The following is a 20,352-nucleotide window of genomic DNA, read 5'->3' on the forward strand; positions in this document are numbered from 1 at the left end:
ATGTTCCGTCACGCTGCGAGGGGTTGAGCTGCACGGTGTCACTGCGCAACCGGGCGATGGGCGTCAATGGGTTGGTTTGATCACCCCAATACTGCGCCGACTCATTAATCCGTAGTAGCGCATGCCGGGAACAGCAGACCAACAAGCCACGCCAGATCGATACCCTGCAGTGCGGAGGCAATAGGGCCGACGTAGAGGGAAGTATTCATGAATGGAATTTCCAACACGATGGTCGCGAGGAACACGCCGATAGCAATCCCGTTCACCCGACCGTAAATCCCCGACGGGTCAAAGATATCCGCAATCTTGTATACGCCTTTGCGTAGCGCGTAGTAGTCGACCAGGTTGATTGCCGTCCAAGGGATTAAAAAATAGCTCATGAAAAAGATGAAATTCAGGAAAAATTGAATGAAGTCATCTTGAGCCATGGTGCATAACGCCGTTGCAACAGCACAGATAACGAGCATAAAGCTGGCGCGCACCTTCGGAGTGACCTTGAGCGCAGCAAAACGCTCGATAACGGTAACCGTCGACATGAAGGCTCCATAGAGGTTGAACACGTTGATGGCGATCTGACCATAGAGCACGAAGGCCACGGCCAGCAAGGTGCTCCCCCCCAGAACACCGAGCAAATGGAGGCCAACGTTATCTGAGAAACCTGTGACGCCCTTGGTCAATACCGCACCCAGCAGCATCATCCAGCTTCCACCAATAACCGTGCCCGTGTAGCTGTACCAAAAGACCTGGCGTGCAGAAGTATAGGTAGGTAAATAGCGAGAATAGTCGGCCACATAAGGGGCGTAGGACAGTTGCCAAGTCACCGCAATGCTCACCGAGGCGAGGAAGCTCGCCAAGTTGAAGCCCTGCGCCGTCCATTGGTCCGCGTCGACTGGCAGTGCAAGGGCGAGCAGGGTCGCGATCCCGAAAAAAACAACCGAAACCAACGACAGCACTTTTTGCAGGCGGTGGATGAGCGTGTAGCCAAACAGCGCTACCAGAAAGCAGAGTAAACCAAGCAGCACAATGTTCGCCTCACTGCTGAGGGGGCTTGAGGCGGCGACCGCTTGGGCTGCCAACAAGGTATTACTCACAAAAAAAACCAAGTAAATGAGCATGACGAACAACAGCGGAACAATGGCTCCAAATACCCCAAACTGCGCACGACTCTGAATCATCTGCGGGATGCCCAACCTCGGCCCCTGGGCAGAATGCGAAGCCATGAATACCGCCCCGATCAAGGAACCAAGCAGGATCGATAAAGCGCTCCAGAACAGATTCAGTCCCAGGCTGACCGGCAGCACACCGGCCGCAATCGTGGTGATGTTGGCGTTCGCCCCAAACCACACGAAGAACAGAGAACGGGGTTCGCCGTGACGTTCGGTTTCCGGGATGAAATCGATGCTTCTTTTTTCTACGTTCATCATGCTCTCCGCTCAGTCTTGGCAACGAGGCAGCTTTCCAGGCGCGCAATGGCTTGCATAAACTCTTCCGGCTGGAAGGCAAGGTGGTCTGGTTCCATCGTACGAAGTGAAGGTGCTGGCTCGCCCCTCCAGCGCCGCAACAGCTGTTCGGTAGAAAGCATGTCCAGTCCGTAAAGCCAGTTGGAGAGAATAAACAAGGCCGATTAATGGGCTGCGGAAGTTGTCGCCGTACAAGCGTCGGCCACGAGGCTCAAGTGGAAGTCGTTCTGATAGGCATCGAACAGGCTACTCATCACACAGACGTCAGTCAGCACGCCCATCACCACGAGATGTTTGATGCCGCGCTCCTTCAGCATCGGAGTCAGCCGAGTACCGTGGAAAGCACTGTAGCGTTGCTTATCAATGACAACGTCACCGGTTTGTGGGGCTAACACATCGATGATCTCTATGGCAGATGTGCCAGCGCGATAGCTTGTCGGTTTGCCCTCGGCATCTACGGGCTCGCCCAACGCCAAGCCGAAACCTTGGGCATCGTTGACATGACGGGTGTAGAACAAAGGGATGTTGTTTTTTCGAGCGCGATCAACCAGCGCTGTTGCGTTTTTGATTACTTGATCGAACCGCTCCAGAGGGAAGCCGTCTTCTTTCTGAAGGTCGATCACGAGCAAAGCCGTGTCTTGGGTCATCAGGTTTCTTCCAATTGCAGAGCACCAGGCGATAGCCGCAAGGCTCGCTGATAGCTATGAATAACCAGGCGCAGGCACCGCAATCGCGGGCTACGGAAAGTACGAGAAATATTCTCTAGGAAGGACTATCTGACTATTTGCCAAAAGCCGTTTTGCTTGGCGGCAACGCAGGAGGGAAGACGCTTCAGAGTCACATGGGAAGGCGCAACCGAACGACGTAGAAAGTTCTTCATGGCTCCGCACGGGACTAACGTTGCCCAGCCAAGTAGGCTGATGCACGTTATGCCGGGTCGAAATGCGAAACTGACCATGACGTAGACTCTTGGGGTAAGTCCCATCAGACAAGTAATATGCACGCCATAATATCGGAAGGCTCGGAAAGCGGCGGGATAGAGCGATATCAGAAATATCGTGATGTCTTATGGTATTCGGTATGCCGTAACACCACGCTACGAAACGTAGCACGCAACGCCGAAGTGCATCTTTGTGAACTTCCCGCTACAGGTGGGCAGCTTTGGCCACTTCTGTTCCTGGAGGTTTTGTCAGGCGCCCAGCATTGCGCTTCATACGCCGATAGTGTTTTCACGGGACGGCGCGGCAAAAGTCAAAGGGAGACTTTTCTTTGGACGAAAAAAATGGACCTCTTTTCAGAGATCCATTTTTTAATACTTGGAGCGGGAAACGAGACTCGCATCTGGCGTCCGACTCATTGAAATCTAAGGGGTTTATTTTCTTGCTGAAGCAGAAAAAGACTCAATTTTGGACTTGTTTTGGTAGTGTTTCAAGAGCGAAAAAGGGTTAATTCTAAGCAAGGCTATTGGATTCTGCGCATAGACTGCGGATTCCATGACCATCCGGACATGTAGTGGTCAACTAATCCCGGACACGACGTCAAGTTTTTCCTCGGCCCGCGCTGGCGCCAACCCATCGTTGAATTGGTGAGGCCGAATCCAGTTGTAGCGATGCATCAAAAAATGGCTGATATCGCGCTGTGCTTCCTGCGCAGTTCGATAGCCCGCGGTCGGTATCTATTCTGTTTTCAAGCTGCGAAATACGCGCTCCATCGGTGCGTTATCCCAGCAGTTTCCTCGTCGACTCATGCTCTGGCGCATGCGGTATCGCCACAACCGCTGGCGAAAGAGTCGGCTTGCATATTGCGATCCCTGGTCCGAGTGCAATAGCAGATCGGAAGGCCTGCCACGCTGCTCGTAAGCCATATCCAGCGCTTTGATCACCAGCTCAGCGTCTGGCTTTTCCGACAGCGCCCAGCCCACGATCCGACGCGTACAAAGATCCAGGACGACAGCCAGGTAATGCCACTTTCCTTGCGCCCAAATGTAAGTGATATCGCCGCACCAGACTTGATTGGGCGCTGGCACGTCGAACTCGCGGTTCAATGTGTTCGGGATATCCAGTCTTTCTATTGTTGCTCGCTTGTAGGCATGGGAGCCGGGTTGTTTGCTGACTAAATCAAGCTCGCGCATCAAGCTACGCACTTTGAATCGACCGAGTTGCTCACCGTCTTCACGCATCAGCGACAGGATGCTGCGACTGCCCGAAGAGCTGCGACTTTGCGAGAACAGCTCACTGACGCGACTACGCAATCGAAGCCGTTCAACATCGGGCGTGCGGCGCCGCAGGCACTGGGCGTAGTAACACGAGCGAGTGACGTCAAACACCTTGCACAGCCAATCAACCGGTTCATGGGCGTTCAACTGGTCAATCAGCGCGAACGCTCGTGATCTTCCGACATCAAGAGCGCGGTAGCCTTTTTTAGTATTGATTTCTCTCGCTCAAGCCGAGCAATCCGGGCTTCCAGCTCCTGAATTTTTTGCTGTTCCGGAGTCAGTGCCTTGCTCTGCGGGGTGACGCCTTTATGTTCTTTCTGAATCTGGTCAACCCAGCGGCACAATGCCGATTCACCAACGCCAAGTGAACGGCTGGCTTCGATGTAGCTGTAGTTTTGTTTGAGCACAAGGTCGGCAGCCTCGCGCTTGAATTCTGGAGTAAAGGAGCGGCGTTGTTTGGTCATCTGACACCTCGATCTGGCGAGCATTCTCGCCTAAATGGGTGTCAGGGATTAGTTGACCACTACAGCTCGATGTCGCGGCGACGCTGTCAGGAAAGTCGATTGGGCTAAAATCGTGGGTGCTCCAGACGAAATAATCTTGCGCCACGCGACGCCAGAATAAAGCAGCCAAGAGCCGCTCAAAAAGAGTGGCTGTCTAAAAAGGGTGCCCTCGAGAACGAAGGCACCTCCACCAAGGAGCAGAAGTGGAAACTATTCCAGCCGAACGGATGAAACGCTCTGCCGGGTTCTATCACTGACTGCGTTATTTACGTCATGCATTTCTTTTATCAAGCTAGATCTCGCAAGAAGTACAAAACGTTTGCCAGGCAAAACTCGGCGATCCGACGGTGGGCTATGGAGTGTGTATGGATACAACTTTATCTAAACGGCCTGGAACAAAAGCAGGTGACATTAGCCACCTGTCAGGTATCAAAATGTCGTAGCAAACACCAGCTGGGTGTACACATTTGTATTGTTGTTACCTAACTGCGTCCCCCCCTTCTCTGCGCTCTTGTCTGGCTGGTAGATGCCTAACAACGGCAAAACGGTCAAGTGCTGATTAACCCGCCATTCGGCATACAGGTCGATTTCATGACCATCGGTGTTACGCACGTTACGATCGATGGTGTCGTAATTAAAGTACATGGCTCCGAGGGTCAGGCTTTCCAAAGGATTGACCTTGAACGTAACATTCTGGATACGAGCATTATTGTTGAAGGGGCCGGCATAGTTACTGGCCACTTCACCCTGGAACCATGTGCCGTAGCCCCGACCCGTCCCATAAAACAAGGTGTCATAACCTTCTGAAAAGCGGCTGTAGCGATAGCTGGCGCTCGGCTTCCACGGAGCATCAGCAAAGGTCCACCCTGCTTCCAGATACCAAGCGTCCTCATTCGCCGCATTCGGTTTGTTTTGCCTGGCGTACTCACCCGACAAAAACAGGTTTTCCACGCCCGCATTACCCACTGCGCGCACGCTGTAGGTCTTCATGCCGTCACGCTCAAGCTGCAGGGGCGAAGCGTACTGTTCAGAAATTTTCGTGGTGTTGACGTACGTCAGGCCAACCGTTCCGGCTGCAGCCACGTGTTCCAGCGTACCGACGTACATCTCGGTATTGGCCTGAGAGGGGTTATCGGATTTAAGCCACATCAGATCGCCACGCCAGCCCTCTTTACCGCCAATGCGCAACACGGCTGTCTTATCGAACGCTTTGCGGGCAGCCACGTAGAAAGCACCTCCACGATTGTACTGTCCGTCGCCGAGGCCGCGACCCGCACTGAAGGCATCGCCCTGAATAAGGAAGCCGTCGCCCACTGCAATATTCTGTCGACCGAATGAAAAGTCGATGCCGTCTTTGCCAAGGACTTCAAACAGGTTGCCCGAGCGCCATCCCAGATAAGCATCTTCAATCTTGGTGGTGCGCTCAGATCCATCAGTGTAGCCTGCAGCGTCCCCGTCCCCCCAAGTGGCCGAACTGACCAGTGAGAAGGCACCATAGGCCGTCCCTGCGCCTCGCAATCCCTGATCGCCGCTCATGCCATACTTGACGTAGCCCTCTCTCCATGAGGACGCTCCCTGTGTTAACCGGCCAGAGGCTGGATAACTTTCACGACTGTGGAAAACGCCAAAAACCGCATCCAGGTTAGCATTGAGATGGGTGTCATCTCGGGAAAAAAGCTCGTAAGCGCCCGCGGGAGTTGTTGCATTGAACAGTGCAGCGAGGGTACAAAAGTGAAGCAGGGAATATCGACGCATGGTTGCATTTCCATTTTTTTATTGGATTAAGCGATACACTAAATGGGCTATTCCTCACCTGCATTTAAATATCGCCAGGATTCTGCAGTCGTTGGGGTAGTCAATGCGAGTTACCGATTAATAATTGCGCAGTCTATTTTTAAACATCTGTTGCGTTTTTTTAAATCTTCACCTCCTCGCGATAGCCTGCTTGAATAACTCTCTACCAGGACTGACATGAGCATTATTATCTGTACAACAATCGCATGAGTCTGACGTGCTTTTTCTTTAGAGCATGTGGCAAGTATAGGAAGGGATAAAAACTTAACTATGCTGACCCAACATAAAACACCCGCTTCTACATAGACTGATATTTGAATTTATAACCGACATCCTCAGCAGACGCTGTTCAACCCCGACAAAGTGCCTTCCGATCAAAACGCTTGGCAAGTTTCAGAAGGCACCGCTCTTATAGCCGGCAGAAACAGTGCGACACTCCTCGTCCCCGGCACCCGAGCTGTTAACTTAAAGTATATAACCTATCCCGGCGAGCGCGTCGTCAGCGTTGATCAAACGAATCAACTTACGCTGAATCTTGAAAGTGTCACTGACGCGTTCAAGCTCGTAGACGATGTCCGCGCTGTAATGTTTGAGCGAGTCCTTACGGAACTCGCGCACGTTTTGCGCGCAACGGACCGTCACTTTTTCATCGCTTTCGAACAGCACACGAAAACGTGACAGGGTGCGCACGGTACGCGGCTGCGGGCTGGTGGAAATCGAATCACCTCCGGTCAGACGCTGGATTCGTAACTGACGCATGTGATGATCGTCATAGGCGTAGTTGAGGGTGTTTTCGAAGTCTTCTTCCTTGGGATTGATCGGGATAATGTAAGTACCCTTTTCGTCCCACAGGCTCAACCAGGTGTCGAATTCGCCATGGTCGAGCATGTCGCCTTCAGCCCAGATAAAAGCGGTGACTTGGTTCAGTAATTGCAAGTTCATTTACTTAGTCTCTGCCGTCATCATCTTTTTCCACTGCTGGTAAGCAGCGCGCATGCCGGTCTCGGCGCTTACGTCACTGACCAGCCCGTCTTCGGTCGGTATCTCACCCGGCAGGCCACGGTTCAACATGATCCACAGGTCTTCGCCAGCACTGGCGCCTTTCTGCACACGCTCCCAGGCTTCGGAATCGTCCGGAGTACCAAAGCCCATCGGACCCTGGAAGTGCTCATGCAAACGCAGGCGGTAGCGGTTGGCTATAGCAGGGCCGCCGTCCATGGTGATTACCGAGTGATGAATTTCTGTCTCTGTCACCGATATCGGTTGCAGCGCGCGGAAAAACGCCATGGAACAGGCAACGTTGGGGAACAGGTTAAGATTGAAACCCGAGCCACCGACAGCACGAACAATACGGCGCACTTGCTGCTCTTCGATACCGTCTTCGCGCAATTGCGCAGCAAGCTCCTCGAAGCGCTCCGGAATCGGTTTGTCGAGATCGGCTTCAAGATCCACTAGGTCGGGGATCATCACCATTACGCTGTGCCCGTTACCAAGGTCTTCGACGTAACCCGGCCCTTCAACGAAGTCGAACAGTTTGAGGGTTTGCTCATCAACCGATGCCAGGAATGACTTGTGCACCAGCGGGAAGTGGTAAGCGTCTGTGGTATTTTCCAACTGGATTTTCCAGTTGCCCGGAAAGCGGAAACGGTGCTCGCCTGGGACCTTGATCGGGTAACCGGCGCCCTGCTTCATGAACAGGTCGATCCATTTCTTGGCAGGCCCGAGGAAGTCGACCAGTGGTTCGATGTCATCCTTGAGAGTGGCAAACAGCATGCCCGCATATTCTTCAACACGCAGGCTGACCAGAGGCAGCTCGCCCTTATCCAGGCAATCACCGTAGCTTTCAGGGCTCGGCACACCACGCAGTGAACCATCCAGCGCGTAACTCCAGCCGTGATATGGGCAGACAAAGCTGTTGGTCTTGCCCTTCTTGTGTTCGCATACCGTAGCGCCGCGATGGCGGCAGCGGTTGAGGTGCACATGGACCTGTTTCTTGCGGTCGCGCACCACGATCACCGGCTGCTTACCGATGTAGGTGCTTTTGTAGCTGCCCGCCTCCGGGATCTCGCTGACGTGCGCGACCCAGACCCAGGTACTGTAGAAAATCTTTTCCAGTTCCATGTCAAACAGCTTGGCGTCGGTGTACAACGAGGTGTGCACGCGGTCGTGCTTGATCAAGCTTGCGGGTTCCATATCAAGCCCGACAACGTTAATTAAATCGCTCACAATTAATTACCTTTCTATCGCAATGTGACGAGAGTTATTTTGAAATAACCTTAAGCCCGCACCCACAGCTCATCAACCGCCGACCGCGAGAGGTTTATTGTTTTAAAGACAACAAGCGTCAGCCCACCTGGATCAAGCTAAACGGTGGTGTAGGCATGGCCTATATCATTTGATCCCGGACGAGTCGGCTTTCCTGAAGCGTCCCTTGATTATCCCGTAGAGAAACAAGACAACCAGAAGTAATGGAGTGCCATTGACCCAGGCAGATTCACTGCCCGTCAGCATGCCGTAATTGTCGTAGATGAGATAAACGGCTGTACTAAGCCCAGCCAGTGCGATGAGTGGGCTGAATAACGTTTTAAAATACCGTTTATCGTTGGCTTTTTTGAAGTGAACGACGACCCCCAATGTGACAAATGTCTGAAGCCCTATCAATCCAAGCGTCGACAATGCCACCGTTACGGGAAACAAAAATACAAAGGCGTCATAGCCCAGGGAGGAAGAGACGATAATGGTCAGTGCAACGAGCACGGTCACAAGCAGACTTGCATTGGCTGGAGATTTTTTCGTTTCATGAACATGTGAAAGAACATTCGGCAAGTGCCTGTCTTTGGCCAAAACTTGAACATACCGCGTCGCAGCATTATGCAGTGACAACAAACAGCAAAAGTTGCTGGTGCACAGCATGAGAGAAACAATTGTCGCCATCGTGCTACCCAAACGAGTCGTGAACAAATTAATGACCAACCCGCCCTTCGCTATTGCCGCCTCGTCCTTGATGGAGTCAAACCCAACCTCACCGATGATCAGCCAGATAATGATCAAATAGGCGACGCCTACCAAAACGACCGCCAAACGAGTGGCATGCGGAATGGTTTTTGCTGGCTTCCTGGCTTCCATCGCATAAAGCGCGGCGGACTCAACACCGAGGAATGATGCCAGCGCCACCATGAGCCCAACCCCCAGCCCCGGCAGCATTATTGCGTCTACCGAGATGGCTTGAACCGGGAAGGCGTTAAGACCTTTATCCAAGAATATGGAAATACCCAGTAGAAAAAGCACAAAGAACTCTGCAAGCACCAAAGGCACGAGGATCTTTGCGGCAAAATCAATATTCGCCCGACCCAGGTAACAGATCGCCCCCACGTATAAGACGGTCCATGCTGCCCAGCCGATATCAATACCAAACCCTTGCATGGTCATATTCGTGTAATACCCCGACGCCACGGCAATCGCCGTGGTAATCGCCAGATAAGAGGCTAAGGCAACCCATGCAGCCCCCGCTCCTACGCCCCGCCCAAAGATCACCGTGAGGTACTTGTAAAATGCGCCGGCCCCCGGGATCGCCCGGATTAACTCGCCATACCCTATCGAGAAAAAAATCATCAGAATTCCTGCCAGCAGGAATGCTCCGGCAAGGTCAGCGCCATTACCGTGCTCAAAAGCAATGGGGGCTGCGGTAAGAACGGCCCCTAACGGTCCTGCGGCTGCAATCACCAATAACGCGATTTTATAAGCACTTAGATTACCTTCTAATTGCTGGCCGCCTGCAGGCACATCTGCAGATAGGGGCTCGGATAGCTCTGTCATCCCAATTCTCCACTCTAATTATTTTATGAATAACGGAAATAAATCGATGCAGCAGCGTCCTTGCGGACCAACGCGAGCGCTCCTCAAGCGCAAGCGATACCTGCCCGCTGCCCCTGAAAACCGCAGCCTGGCCATTCTTTATATCGCTCTTCACTCGTTGCCGAGTTCATCAAACTCTTATCTTGCCAAAAGGCGGGTACTCAGAAACTCAAACCAATCACTTGTCTTCGATGACACGATTCATGACGCCTATTCAACGAGGCATCAATGTGCAGTGTATATTCCTGGCCTTGGCAAGCGGATTGAATCTGGTTCAAGCGTATCCTTCTAATTGTCGGCGCGATGTAGATTACGCATCACATGTAGCCGGCTTCATAGCGGTATACGGCCTACCGGTATCCTTGCAGTACTTCGCCGCGAAAACGATGACACCGTAAGCGACATTCGTTGTACAAATTGCAACGCTGCAACCTTTTGAGTGACATCCCTGATCAGGCCCTTGGTCGCCCGAGAAGGAACTGAGTCACTTTTTGCTTGCGCCGCCTGCTGATTGCATCGCCGGACCCGCGTGCTTGCTGCGCTCGATGACGAACGCTGATTTATTCAAAGGAACGCGCCACCAATGGCACACAGACGTGCGTCGTCACCCTTTGCTCCGATGAGTTGCAGGCTGGTTTTAATGGAGGAACCCGGATAGGGAATTGGCACACTCAATGCCGGGTGCCCGCTCAAGTTGAACGGCCTGAGGAAGCGCGTCAGATCGATCACCGATTCACCCTTGCATACATCAACCAATAGCGGTGGCAGACGAGGCAAACTCGGAAGGACGAGTGTATCGAAGCGTTCCAGCAAATGGTCTACTTGTTCGCTGAATGCCATGCGCACCGCATGCGCAGCTTGTACGGCTACGGCATCAGTGTTGGCCGCACGCAGTAACCTCGCCTCAATATCGGCACCCAGTAAAGCCTGGCCGGTGTAATGACCATAAGCAGCCCACGTTTCAGCATTAATGACGGTCAATGCAGCTTCGAATGCCTGATCAAGAAGCGGCAGCGTGACGACTTCCCAGGCCCAGCCGCGACGATTCATCTCGTCCCGTATGGCTTGCTCAATCGCAGGATCGCAAGAGACATTGACTAACCCTATCCGGAATTTCCCGAGAGGCTTATGCGCCGAGAAAGTTGAGTCCATTGAAGTCATCGCAGCCACGAGCGTCTCGAGATCACGAGCCATGGGTCCTACAACATCAAGAGAACTGGAAGCCGGATACACACCGTGACGACTCAAACGACCGAACGATGGCTTGAGACCCAAGACCCCACAGCAGGCAGCCGGCATGCGCACAGAACCTCCTGTATCAGTACCCAATGCCACATCCACACTTCCCTGAGCAACGATGACCGCTGAGCCACTGGAAGAGCCACCAGGTATCCGATCCGGTGCCTGTGGATTAATTGGCGTTCCAGCCCACTCGTTGATACCGGTCACACCGAAAGCCAGCTCATGCAGCACAGTCTTGCCAATGATTTGCCAACCATCGTCGAGAAGCGCCTTCACAACAGTTGCATGGTTTTGGGCTGGCGGGGCGTGTTCGAAAGCACGACTCCCACACCGTGTTGGCCAACCTGCCACATCCAAAGAATCCTTGATGGCGACCGTCCGACCTGGCCCCCCGATGCAACCTTCAATGACCAGCGGGATCACAGTGACGCCCCCCTGGACATTCTCGAGACGAAAGGCATCAACGCGTTCAGTTGAAAAAGAGGAGATGCGCCAGGCGTCTGCCTCCCAGAGAAATTCCACGGTGAGGGCGGCGACAATTGATCCTGATTGGCCAGACTCGTAGCGACTGAGTTGCTGCATTACCCATCGGCCTTTGGCTTGAAAACCATCGACAGCTATCTGCTCACCGGAAAGAAAGTGCATATTTGACAGAAAGTGTGGAGCCGGTGGCAGGTAACTCATGAGCATCTCCACTATCGCTTTGCGTCCGCCTACACGACCAAACTTAAGGGCATACCGAGATCCGACCCCCTGCCAAACTGCGTCCTGGCAGAACAATTGGCCCAGCTCGCTTTCACGTGTTTCAGGCCCGGGAACGTCGCACAAAAACATATACCGATTCAGTAAATAGCGAACCGCAGATTCGGCCTCAAGTACCCGAATACGCTCTTCCAGCAGGGAAATGTCAGAAATGGGGGAAATCATGAAAAGGCTCCTGTCGAATCTGCAAAAACAAGACAAGGAAATTACTGACATAGAAATCGGGCCACAATCACAGCAACCAGGGATCATGTTGCTTTTTAGGCAATGATGTTGATCGGTGCTTGACCGGAATAGCCGCTATACCCTGCTAGCGCAAGCGTTGTCATTACCACAACAAGTGTCGCCTCGAATGTCATCGAGTTCAAAAAAACGAACTGTAGGATAAGCGTGGTCTGTTACCTAGTTTAGCTTGAGCGCCAGAACTCATGCCGAATGCTCCAAGGCTGATTTGGAGCAGTTAAGCGCCGAAAAAAGCGCATAACCGTCATGGCTCACCCGATTATTCGAAGGCCCTGCGATTTGGACCGTTCGATTCAGAATGACAACGGCGTTGAAGGTTAGAGCGCAACCGGTCAGATCACGTCCCCGCTGAGAAAGGTTCGTATCAGCGGCAAGAGCAGTATTTCAAAATGAGCATCAACGACTATGCACAACTTACCAAATATTGATTTCATTTACCTCTCCGAACCGGACATGATTCAGGCGGGCGTCACCAATATGGCAGCCTGCGTTGACACGATGGAAGAAATGTTTTCCCTGATGTACCACGGCGACTACCGGATGGCAGGTCCCAATAACAATTCCCACGGATCTGTGGTGGTATTTCCCGAAGACTCACCTTTTCCGGACATGCCCAAACCTACCCCCGATCGACGCTTCATGGCGATGCCTGCGTACCTTGGCGGTCAATTTCGAACAGCCGGGATGAAATGGTACGGATCCAACATCGCGAATAGAGAGAAGGGCCTCCCCCGCTCCATCCTTCTGTTCATACTCAACGATGCCGATACGGGCGCTCCTCTGGCAATCATGTCAGCGAATCTTCTTTCTGCTTATCGAACAGGCGCCGTGCCTGGCGTAGGCGCCCGCCATCTGGCCAAAAAGAATTCGAAGGTGGTTGGCATCCTGGGTCCAGGTGTGATGGCGAAGACCTCACTTTCGGCATTCGTTGCCGAATGTCCTGAGATTGACACAGTTAAAGTCAAGGGACGCGGCCAAAAAAATATCGATGCGTTTACATCGTGGGTTCGTGAGACTTTTCCGCAGATTGTCAACATTCATGTGGTTGACACCAACGAAGCTGTGGTACGCGACTGTGACATCGTCACATTCTGCAATTCCGGAGCAATTGGTGATGCCTCTGCCTATCCTGTGGTGAAGCGTGAATGGGTAAGCCCTGGTACGTTTCTGTCCATGCCCGCCTTGACGAGTATCGATGAAGGCATGCAGTTACCCGACATCCGCAAGGTTCTGGACAATCCTCCTCTCTACCAGGCATGGCATGAAGAAAATCCCAAGCCAGTGCACAACATCGTGCCAGTAGTGGGCATCCAATTCCTGGATCTGATAGACGAAGGAAAAATGTCACCTGACCAGCTCGAGGATCTGGGCAAGATTGTTGTCGGTGAAGCACCTGGCCGCAAAAACGACGATGAAATCATCATCATGTCGGTCGGCGGTATGCCGGTAGAAGACGTTGCGTGGGGCACCGTGATTTATCGCAACGCCTGCGAAAAAGGCATAGGCGTCAAACTTAATCTCTGGGAAGCCCCAACGCTAAGTTGATCCCGCACGGCCACCGCGCCTTCTGAGTTTTCATTGAATATCGGACACTCCACATGAAAGAAGTTATCGACGTTATTAAAGTTAAAACCGGATCCAAGTTTGAGGAACTGGGTAGCTATTCGCGCCTCATCGCCGTCGGCGATCTGATTTTCGTATCCAATACCGCCGGCCGCAATCCCGCCACAAAGGAAATGCCCGAAGACCCGGCTGAGCAGACCCTTCAAGTCTTGGCCAATATAGAACATGCCCTTTCGGCCGTTGACGCTTCGCTTGGCGATATCGTTGCCGCGCGCGTGTTCATACCGTTTGCGAAGGACATAGATATCGTAATGGCCACCTACGCAGAAAAAATGCGCGGTATTAATCCAACGCTGACGCTGACCAGCCCTCCTCTGGGATCTGAGATATACAAAGTTGAAATTGAAGTCACCGCCTATCGCGGGGTCTCAAAGGCCAATGTCAAAGAAATCACGATTACTCATAACAATACGTGACACTTAGCAGCCTCAGGGCGTAGCGATTCAGTGCACTTTCGATAACGTATACAGTATCAAGGACAAGAAACTTGGCCCCCTCTATCTCTCCCGTTCAGACTTCTGTCGTTCTTCCTGCCGCCACGACAGTGGTGGTGATCGGAGGGGGCATTATCGGACTCACTGCGGCATTGTCGCTGGCAGAACGTGGCATCCCCGTCGCAGTACTTGAAAAGGGCCGAATTGCTGGCGAACAATCTTCGCGAAATCTGGGGTGGATCAGGAAAATGGGGCGGGCCAAACTGGACCTCCCTCTTTCAATCGCCGCAGAAAAACTGTGGGGCACCATGGCACAACGGCTCAATGCCGATGTTGGCTACAGACAGACCGGTATTTTGTATACCGCCAGCTCAGCCGGGGAAATGGCTTCACATCAAGAATGGTTGAACTCAGTCGCTGATGTCTCGCTCGACTCACGCCTGGTCACGGCGAGAGAAATCGCTGATCTTTCTCCAGGGTGCACCGTCGATTGGGCAGGCGGAATTTATACAGCCTCTGATGGCCGAGCAGAACCTACTCTTGCCAGCAGTGCCATCGCACGGGCGGCTATCGCTAAAGGCGTTATCATCGTGGAGAACTGCGCGGTGCGAACGCTATCCATGTCGGCAGGCAGAGTAAGCGGTGTTGTAACCGAGCGGGGGGAAGTGCGTTGCGACAACGTAATCCTTTCCGGCGGCATGTGGTCGAGACGCTTCCTGGCTACCTGCGGTGTTCCCCTCTTGACGTTACCGGTAGTCGCCTCAGTCCTTCGAACGGCTCCTCTGACGATAGAGGGCATGACTGAAGTCGCAGTAGGCACTCCAGATATCTCTTTTCGCAAACACCAGGACGGCGGATACATCATCACGAACCGGGGAGCTTTCATGGTGCCGATCGTACCTGACAGCTTGCTGATCGGGCATCACTACTTTTCCACACTGCGTTCCCAATGGAAAAACATGAATCTTTCCCTGGGACGAGAGTTCATGACAGAACTGGCCCTGTCGCGACGCAGTTCTGACCAAGGTACGTCTGCTTTCGAGCAGAGACGGACAATAGACCCAAAGGTCAATCACGGACTGAATCGGGCTGCATTACGCAATCTCACTGAAGCTTGGCCCGCTTTTAAAAAAGCCACCATAGAGCTCGAATGGGCTGGCATGATCGATGTAACGCCGGACGGCCTCCCAGTGATATCCCCCGTGGATAAAATCCCGGGCTTGACGCTTGCTTCCGGATTCTCAGGGCATGGTTTTGGCACCTCTCCAGCAGCCGGACAACTGATCGCTGATCTCGTCACTGGCGACACACCCATAGTTAATCCCGCACCGTATCACCTCAAGCGCCAGCACAGCTGATCAAGCCAGGAAATCAGGGGTACCTCAGCAATCAAGAGCTCCATAGAACGTTAAACGTGCAACCTGGAACCGCAAATTTCGGCGCAGACAGAAACGCCCTCTTAGATCAAAAAGCTATAAAAATATTGTAGGTCACTGACCAAAAAAACTAGCCCGCAGTATTGCTTCCCGGCATTCGCTAGCATAGATTCGTCAGCATAATAAAAACTTGATGATGCGAACCGTGCGAGGCACCCATGATGAATTCCCAAACTGAGCTTCAAGATCAACGCTTCAAGTATCTGTATTTGAGCTCCAGACTGGGAACCATGCGCGCGGCGGCCGAAGAGCTGGAGCTCGCCGTCTCCTCCATCAGTCGCCAGATTGCGAAACTGGAGTCCGATCTAGGTATTCAGCTCATACAAGAAGGTACTCACAGGATCTGCCTGACCGCCGCTGGTCAGGCTGCAGTTGATTATTATGTTGAGCGTATGGGTCATCACAATCAACTTTTGAAAAAACTCGGCCAACTCAAAGAAGGATATTTAAATAGAACCAGCATTGCGGTGGGCGAAGGACTACTTAGTACTCAGGCCATAGGTGAGCTTTATCAATTTTTCAAAACTAACCGACAATCGCACACTGAGCTGTTGATTGCGCCCTCTCACGAAGTTGAGCGAATGGTCGCTGAAGACGAAGCAGACATAGGGTTGGTGTTTTCCCCTACAAAGACCACCAACATCAATAGGCTCCATTCTTTCGATCAACCCATGAGAGCTATTGTCCACCCCGACCATCCGCTGGCGGGCAGATCGATACTCAGTCTTCAAGACCTGGCTGACGAAGATATTGTTCTACCCCCGCCTGAGTACCGGATCAGAGGAATTATTGATCAGTTGCAAAGTGAAAGCAGCGCTCACTTCCAGCCTTACATTACTTCAAACTCACTGAAGATAATGTTGGACCTCACGCGCAATGGCATAGCCTCGACAATACTCAGTGACTTTCCCGTCATTGATGAGTTATGCAACGGCACATTAAAAGCTATTCCTATCGATTATCACGCATTGAATGTAACACAAGTACAAATTATTTCGCGCCAATCCAGGAAGCTGTCCCCTCTTTCGCGTGATTTGGTGCATTACTTGGCAATGGCGATAAACGCACAGATTCGGCGCATTCGTGACTGCACCAGCAGAAATCCCAATAAGATTTTCTTGGTTCGGAAAAATGCCATAGCTACGGCAGTTGACTAGCCTCTTTTTTCTGAGCGATATTTTCCATGATTCTCCATATGATGGATTTAGCGTCTTGAACTATTCGCTCATAATTCTGCGCATCCGGCCAATCCACCATGTAAAGCACCATAATGCCATCGATGTGTAACAGCACCTGGGTTGCGACCCGCTTGATGGTCTCACGCGATGAATCAGGGTAAACCCTGGTAAGGATTGTCGAAAATTTTCGCCTATTGACTCTGTACAGTTTACGCTGAAAAAGGCGCGCCTCTACATCCCGGAGTGCCATCCCCCAGAGCTCGACGAAGATGGCTGTAACATCCAGTCGCATGAGATCGCTAAACAAATAATCCAACACAGCACACATCTGTTGTTCGGGACTATTATAGGACTCCATCATGATGATTTTATAATTTTTCAGATAGTCATTTACGGTATACCTGACCATCTCCAAAAATAGTTGATCTTTGGTCGGAAAAAAATATTGAAGATGACTCAGCGACATATCGACTTTTTTAGCCACGCTTCTCATACTGAATCCAGCATTTCCCGAGTCGAGAAATACCATCCTTGCCTCGACCAAAATAGCAGTACGTTTCTCTTCAGTCTTTTGATTGTTTTTAGCAACCCTCATTGAGAATTTCCTTTTCACCTAAAAAATTGCAGAAATTATACAACACTCTTAATTCTCCTTAAAGACCATACTTGCTTGTCTTCCATACAGGCCAGATATACCTGTCCGGTCAGATGCACTACTGTTTTACCCGATATCGTCATCGTCTCAGCTTAGTGCAGTCGTGGTCCACGACCTAGGGCACGATCAGCAAAAACCAATCCGCCCTACACGCAAGTGAGACATTGGACGCACCACCTGGATGATTCGCCTTTGTTGCAGCAAGGGCAACAATAGGTACCTCTGCTGTCATTGTCCAACTCGTGACGGTGCGGGATATTAATTTCCTTTATATTCCGCTAGTACGATAGCGGCCCCTGAAACAATAACAATGGGCATTCGATCATGACATTGGCAAATAACTACGAACACCTCACCGCTGGGGCTAAATCCAGGATCGGCAAACGTACCCAAATCTTCATTAATGGTGAGTTCAGGGACCCGCATTCAGAAAAATACTTTTCTATCGCCGATCCTAGTAACGGTCTTGAATTAGGTCAAATCGCACAGGCAGACCAATTTGACGTCGACTTGGCAGTGGCCGCTGCACGCAAGGCATTTGAAGACAGCGCCTGGTCCAGAATGAGACCCTATCAACGTGAAGCTTTGATGCTGCGGCTCGCTGATTTGATTGCGGAAAATGCTCAGGAGCTTTCTGAACTCGAGACGCTCAGCAGTGGCCGCCTTATTCGAAACACTCGCGCATTCGATGCGGACCTGTCGGTTTATACGCTGCGTTATATGGCCGGGTGGTCCACCAAAATATCTGGAAAAACCCTGGATCTGTCCGTTCCTTACTTGCCGGATCAAAAATTCTTTGGTTTCACAAAACGATCGCCACTGGGTGTCGTCGCAGCAATTACCCCGTGGAACGTTCCGCTTTGCCAAGCGGTCTGGAAATTGGCACCTGTTCTTGCAACGGGGTGCACTGTTGTTCTCAAGCCCGCTGAGCAAACCCCGTTCACTACTTTGCGCCTGGCGGAGCTGTGTAATGAAGCTGGCATTCCACCTGGAGTTGTCAATGTCATTACCGGCTCTAGGTCATGAAGTAGGTGCGGCGCTTGTTGAGCACCCTGGCGTGGACAAGATAAGTTTTACAGGCTCGACTGAGACAGGGAAACGAATCGCCGCAATAGCAGCGCCCCTGATGAAAAAATACACGCTTGAACTCGGCGGTAAGTCACCGGTCGTCATCGCCGAAGATGCCGATCTGAACATCGCTATTCCCGGCGCTGCCTGGGCTATTTTCGGCAATCATGGTCAAAACTGCTGCGCAGGTTCTCGGCTGTACGTCCACGAACGCCACTACGCCGAAGTCACTGCGGGAGTCGCTGAAATCGCACGGACCATCAAAATTGGCCCGGGTCTGGATTTAAGTTCGCAGATGGGTCCACTCGTTCATCACGCCCACCGCGACAAGGTGATGAGCATGATCCACCAGGGCCTTGAGTCCGGTGCAGAATTACTGTGTGGGGGCGAAACGATCAACAGCCCTGGCGCTTATATTCAGCCTACCATTTTGACCGACCTTACAAACAACAGCATCACATCCCAAAAGGAGATTTTTGGGCCGGTGCTAACAGCCTTTTCCTTCAAGGACGACCGTGAGGTTATCCAGCGCGCCAATGCGACCTCATTTGGTTTGGGGGCCAGTATCTGGACCAAAAACGTTGATCGGATCACGAGCTTCTTCGGCGGCGTGAAGGCAGGCACTATCTGGATCAATAACCACAATGTGCTGGATCTCAGTCTCCCCTTCGGCGGCATGAAGGATTCAGGCGCAGGTCATGAATTGGGTGAAGAAGGCTTACTCGCCCACACGTCACTCAAGGCCGGTGTTATGCGTGTTTTTGATCAGGCTGAATGAAGATTGGCGAGCTTTTTTAAACCATCAATATGAATTGTCTTCCCGCGTACGTACAGGTATTACCCGATGAATGAACTCCTAAACGTAGTCGTGCTTAAACGAGTGCTGCAAGGTGATGATGTGGTCGTCATCGAGCTGGCGCGGGCAGACCGCGGCAATTTACCGACCTTTGAGGCCGGTGCCCATATTGATGTGCACCTACCCTCAAATGTGATCCGCCAATATTCGTTGTGCGGCGATCCCGCTGACGCAGGCATTTATCGGCTTGGGGTATTGAGAGATCCTCAATCCAGGGGTGGGTCCATTGCAGTCCATCAGGAATTACTTGAAGGCGTAAAGGTAAACATAAGCCTGCCTCGTAACCATTTCCCGCTGGACTTGAATGCCGAACGTTCAATCCTGCTCGGAGGGGGTATTGGCATCACACCGATGCTGGCCATGGCCTATGCGCTTGAAGCCAGGGGCAAGGCGTTTGAAATGCATTATTGCGCACGCTCACGTAGCCGAAGTGCGTTTCTTGAAGAGTTGGAGCTCTCCGGATTTTCCCAAGCTGTCCAGCTGCACTTCGACGATGAACCTGAAAGCCAACTGGACCTCAAACGCGTATTAGGAGGCAGCCAGGACACGGCTCACATCTATACATGTGGACCGGGAGGTTTTATGAAGTGGGTTATCAATAATGCTCTCGAACTCGGCTACCCTGATGCACACATTCACCGCGAATACTTTCAGGCCGACATTGATACCAATGGGTCTGGTTTTGAGGTTGTGGCGGCGCGCAGCGGTAAAACCGTCAATGTCATGACCGGGCAGACCATTTATCAAGCACTGGCTGAAGTAGGTATTGATATCGAAATATCCTGCGAGCAGGGTGTTTGTGGCACATGCCTCTGTGATGTTTTAGAGGGTGAACCAGACCATCGCGATGTGTATCTCACTGCTGATGAAAAAGCGGCGAACGATACGATATTGGTATGCTGTTCACGATCAAAATCTCCACGATTGGTGCTGGACATATAACGTCAAAAGCGGTGCATCGCCGGCGTCATTTGCCTTGGCCGTCCTCAGCAATGTAATGACACACAGGCTATGGCGCAGGGATTGTC

Annotated in this window: 14 protein-coding genes and 3 pseudogenes; 7 read left to right on the forward strand and 10 right to left on the reverse strand. The window is 52.0% G+C overall.

Annotated features, from left to right (window positions below):
• Positions 1–63: 63 nt before the first annotated feature.
• From AB4O23_RS22290 to AB4O23_RS22330, 9 genes and pseudogenes are all read right to left on the reverse strand, one after another.
• A pseudogene (locus AB4O23_RS22290) lies at positions 64–1,421 on the reverse strand (purine-cytosine permease family protein).
• A 203-nt stretch (positions 1,422–1,624) separates the two neighbouring features.
• A complete protein-coding gene (locus tag AB4O23_RS22295) occupies positions 1,625–2,107 on the reverse strand; it encodes a cysteine hydrolase family protein (protein WP_317617126.1) in 483 nt (160 codons plus the stop codon).
• Between the two features lie 869 nt (positions 2,108–2,976).
• Positions 2,977–4,139, reverse strand: a pseudogene (locus tag AB4O23_RS22300) (IS3 family transposase).
• Between the two features lie 468 nt (positions 4,140–4,607).
• Complete coding sequence (locus AB4O23_RS22305; RefSeq protein ID WP_068936471.1) at positions 4,608–5,933, reverse strand: alginate export family protein; 1,326 nt, start codon at positions 5,931–5,933, stop codon at positions 4,608–4,610.
• Between the two features lie 504 nt (positions 5,934–6,437).
• Positions 6,438–6,914, reverse strand: coding sequence for an aromatic-ring-hydroxylating dioxygenase subunit beta (locus AB4O23_RS22310; protein WP_065876918.1), 477 nt, complete (start codon positions 6,912–6,914; stop codon positions 6,438–6,440).
• Positions 6,915–8,198: an aromatic ring-hydroxylating oxygenase subunit alpha gene (locus tag AB4O23_RS22315; protein ID WP_065873523.1), complete on the reverse strand. Its 1,284-nt coding sequence runs from the start codon at positions 8,196–8,198 to the stop codon at positions 6,915–6,917.
• Positions 8,199–8,363: 165 nt separating this feature from the next.
• Positions 8,364–9,788 (reverse strand): APC family permease, encoded by a 1,425-nt coding sequence (locus AB4O23_RS22320; RefSeq protein ID WP_460089639.1) that lies wholly within the window; start codon positions 9,786–9,788, stop codon positions 8,364–8,366.
• Positions 9,789–10,391: 603 nt separating this feature from the next.
• Positions 10,392–11,492 carry an amidase gene (locus AB4O23_RS22325; protein ID WP_065876917.1) on the reverse strand — a complete coding sequence of 367 codons (1,101 nt, stop codon included), beginning with the start codon at positions 11,490–11,492 and terminating at the stop codon, positions 10,392–10,394.
• 117 nt (positions 11,493–11,609) lie between these two features.
• Positions 11,610–12,083 (reverse strand): annotated as a pseudogene (locus tag AB4O23_RS22330) (nuclear transport factor 2 family protein); the annotation flags it as partial.
• A gap of 396 nt (positions 12,084–12,479) precedes the next feature.
• Between AB4O23_RS22330 and AB4O23_RS22335 the strand changes: the two are divergent.
• The 4 genes from AB4O23_RS22335 (at position 12,480) to AB4O23_RS22350 (ending at position 16,724) form a co-directional block, all read left to right on the forward strand.
• Entirely contained in the window at positions 12,480–13,619 is a 1,140-nt protein-coding gene (locus AB4O23_RS22335) for a tyramine oxidase subunit B (RefSeq protein WP_065876915.1), read from the forward strand.
• Between the two features lie 53 nt (positions 13,620–13,672).
• Positions 13,673–14,113, forward strand: coding sequence for a Rid family hydrolase (locus tag AB4O23_RS22340; RefSeq protein WP_003232737.1), 441 nt, complete (start codon positions 13,673–13,675; stop codon positions 14,111–14,113).
• A 71-nt stretch (positions 14,114–14,184) separates the two neighbouring features.
• Positions 14,185–15,489: an NAD(P)/FAD-dependent oxidoreductase gene (locus AB4O23_RS22345; protein ID WP_065876914.1), complete on the forward strand. Its 1,305-nt coding sequence runs from the start codon at positions 14,185–14,187 to the stop codon at positions 15,487–15,489.
• Positions 15,490–15,725: 236 nt separating this feature from the next.
• A complete protein-coding gene (locus tag AB4O23_RS22350) occupies positions 15,726–16,724 on the forward strand; it encodes a LysR family transcriptional regulator (RefSeq protein WP_256095393.1) in 999 nt (332 codons plus the stop codon).
• Here AB4O23_RS22350 and AB4O23_RS22355 read toward each other — a convergent pair.
• Positions 16,708–17,340: a TetR/AcrR family transcriptional regulator gene (locus AB4O23_RS22355; protein WP_065876912.1), complete on the reverse strand. Its 633-nt coding sequence runs from the start codon at positions 17,338–17,340 to the stop codon at positions 16,708–16,710. The two genes, AB4O23_RS22350 and AB4O23_RS22355, sit on opposite strands and share 17 nt — an antisense overlap.
• A gap of 384 nt (positions 17,341–17,724) precedes the next feature.
• Here AB4O23_RS22355 and AB4O23_RS22360 point away from each other — a divergent pair, with 384 nt between their 5' ends.
• The 3 genes from AB4O23_RS22360 (at position 17,725) to AB4O23_RS22370 (ending at position 20,266) form a co-directional block, all read left to right on the forward strand.
• A complete protein-coding gene (locus tag AB4O23_RS22360; protein WP_460060618.1) occupies positions 17,725–18,426 on the forward strand; it encodes an aldehyde dehydrogenase family protein in 702 nt (233 codons plus the stop codon).
• Positions 18,371–19,246 carry an aldehyde dehydrogenase family protein gene (locus AB4O23_RS22365; protein WP_460060621.1) on the forward strand — a complete coding sequence of 292 codons (876 nt, stop codon included), beginning with the start codon at positions 18,371–18,373 and terminating at the stop codon, positions 19,244–19,246. The genes AB4O23_RS22360 and AB4O23_RS22365 overlap by 56 nt, the downstream gene beginning before the upstream one ends.
• Before the next feature lie 66 nt (positions 19,247–19,312).
• Entirely contained in the window at positions 19,313–20,266 is a 954-nt protein-coding gene (locus AB4O23_RS22370; RefSeq protein ID WP_015372132.1) for a PDR/VanB family oxidoreductase, read from the forward strand.
• The last annotated feature ends 86 nt before the right edge of the window (positions 20,267–20,352 follow it).

This window comes from Pseudomonas sp. H2_A10, assembly GCF_054680085.1.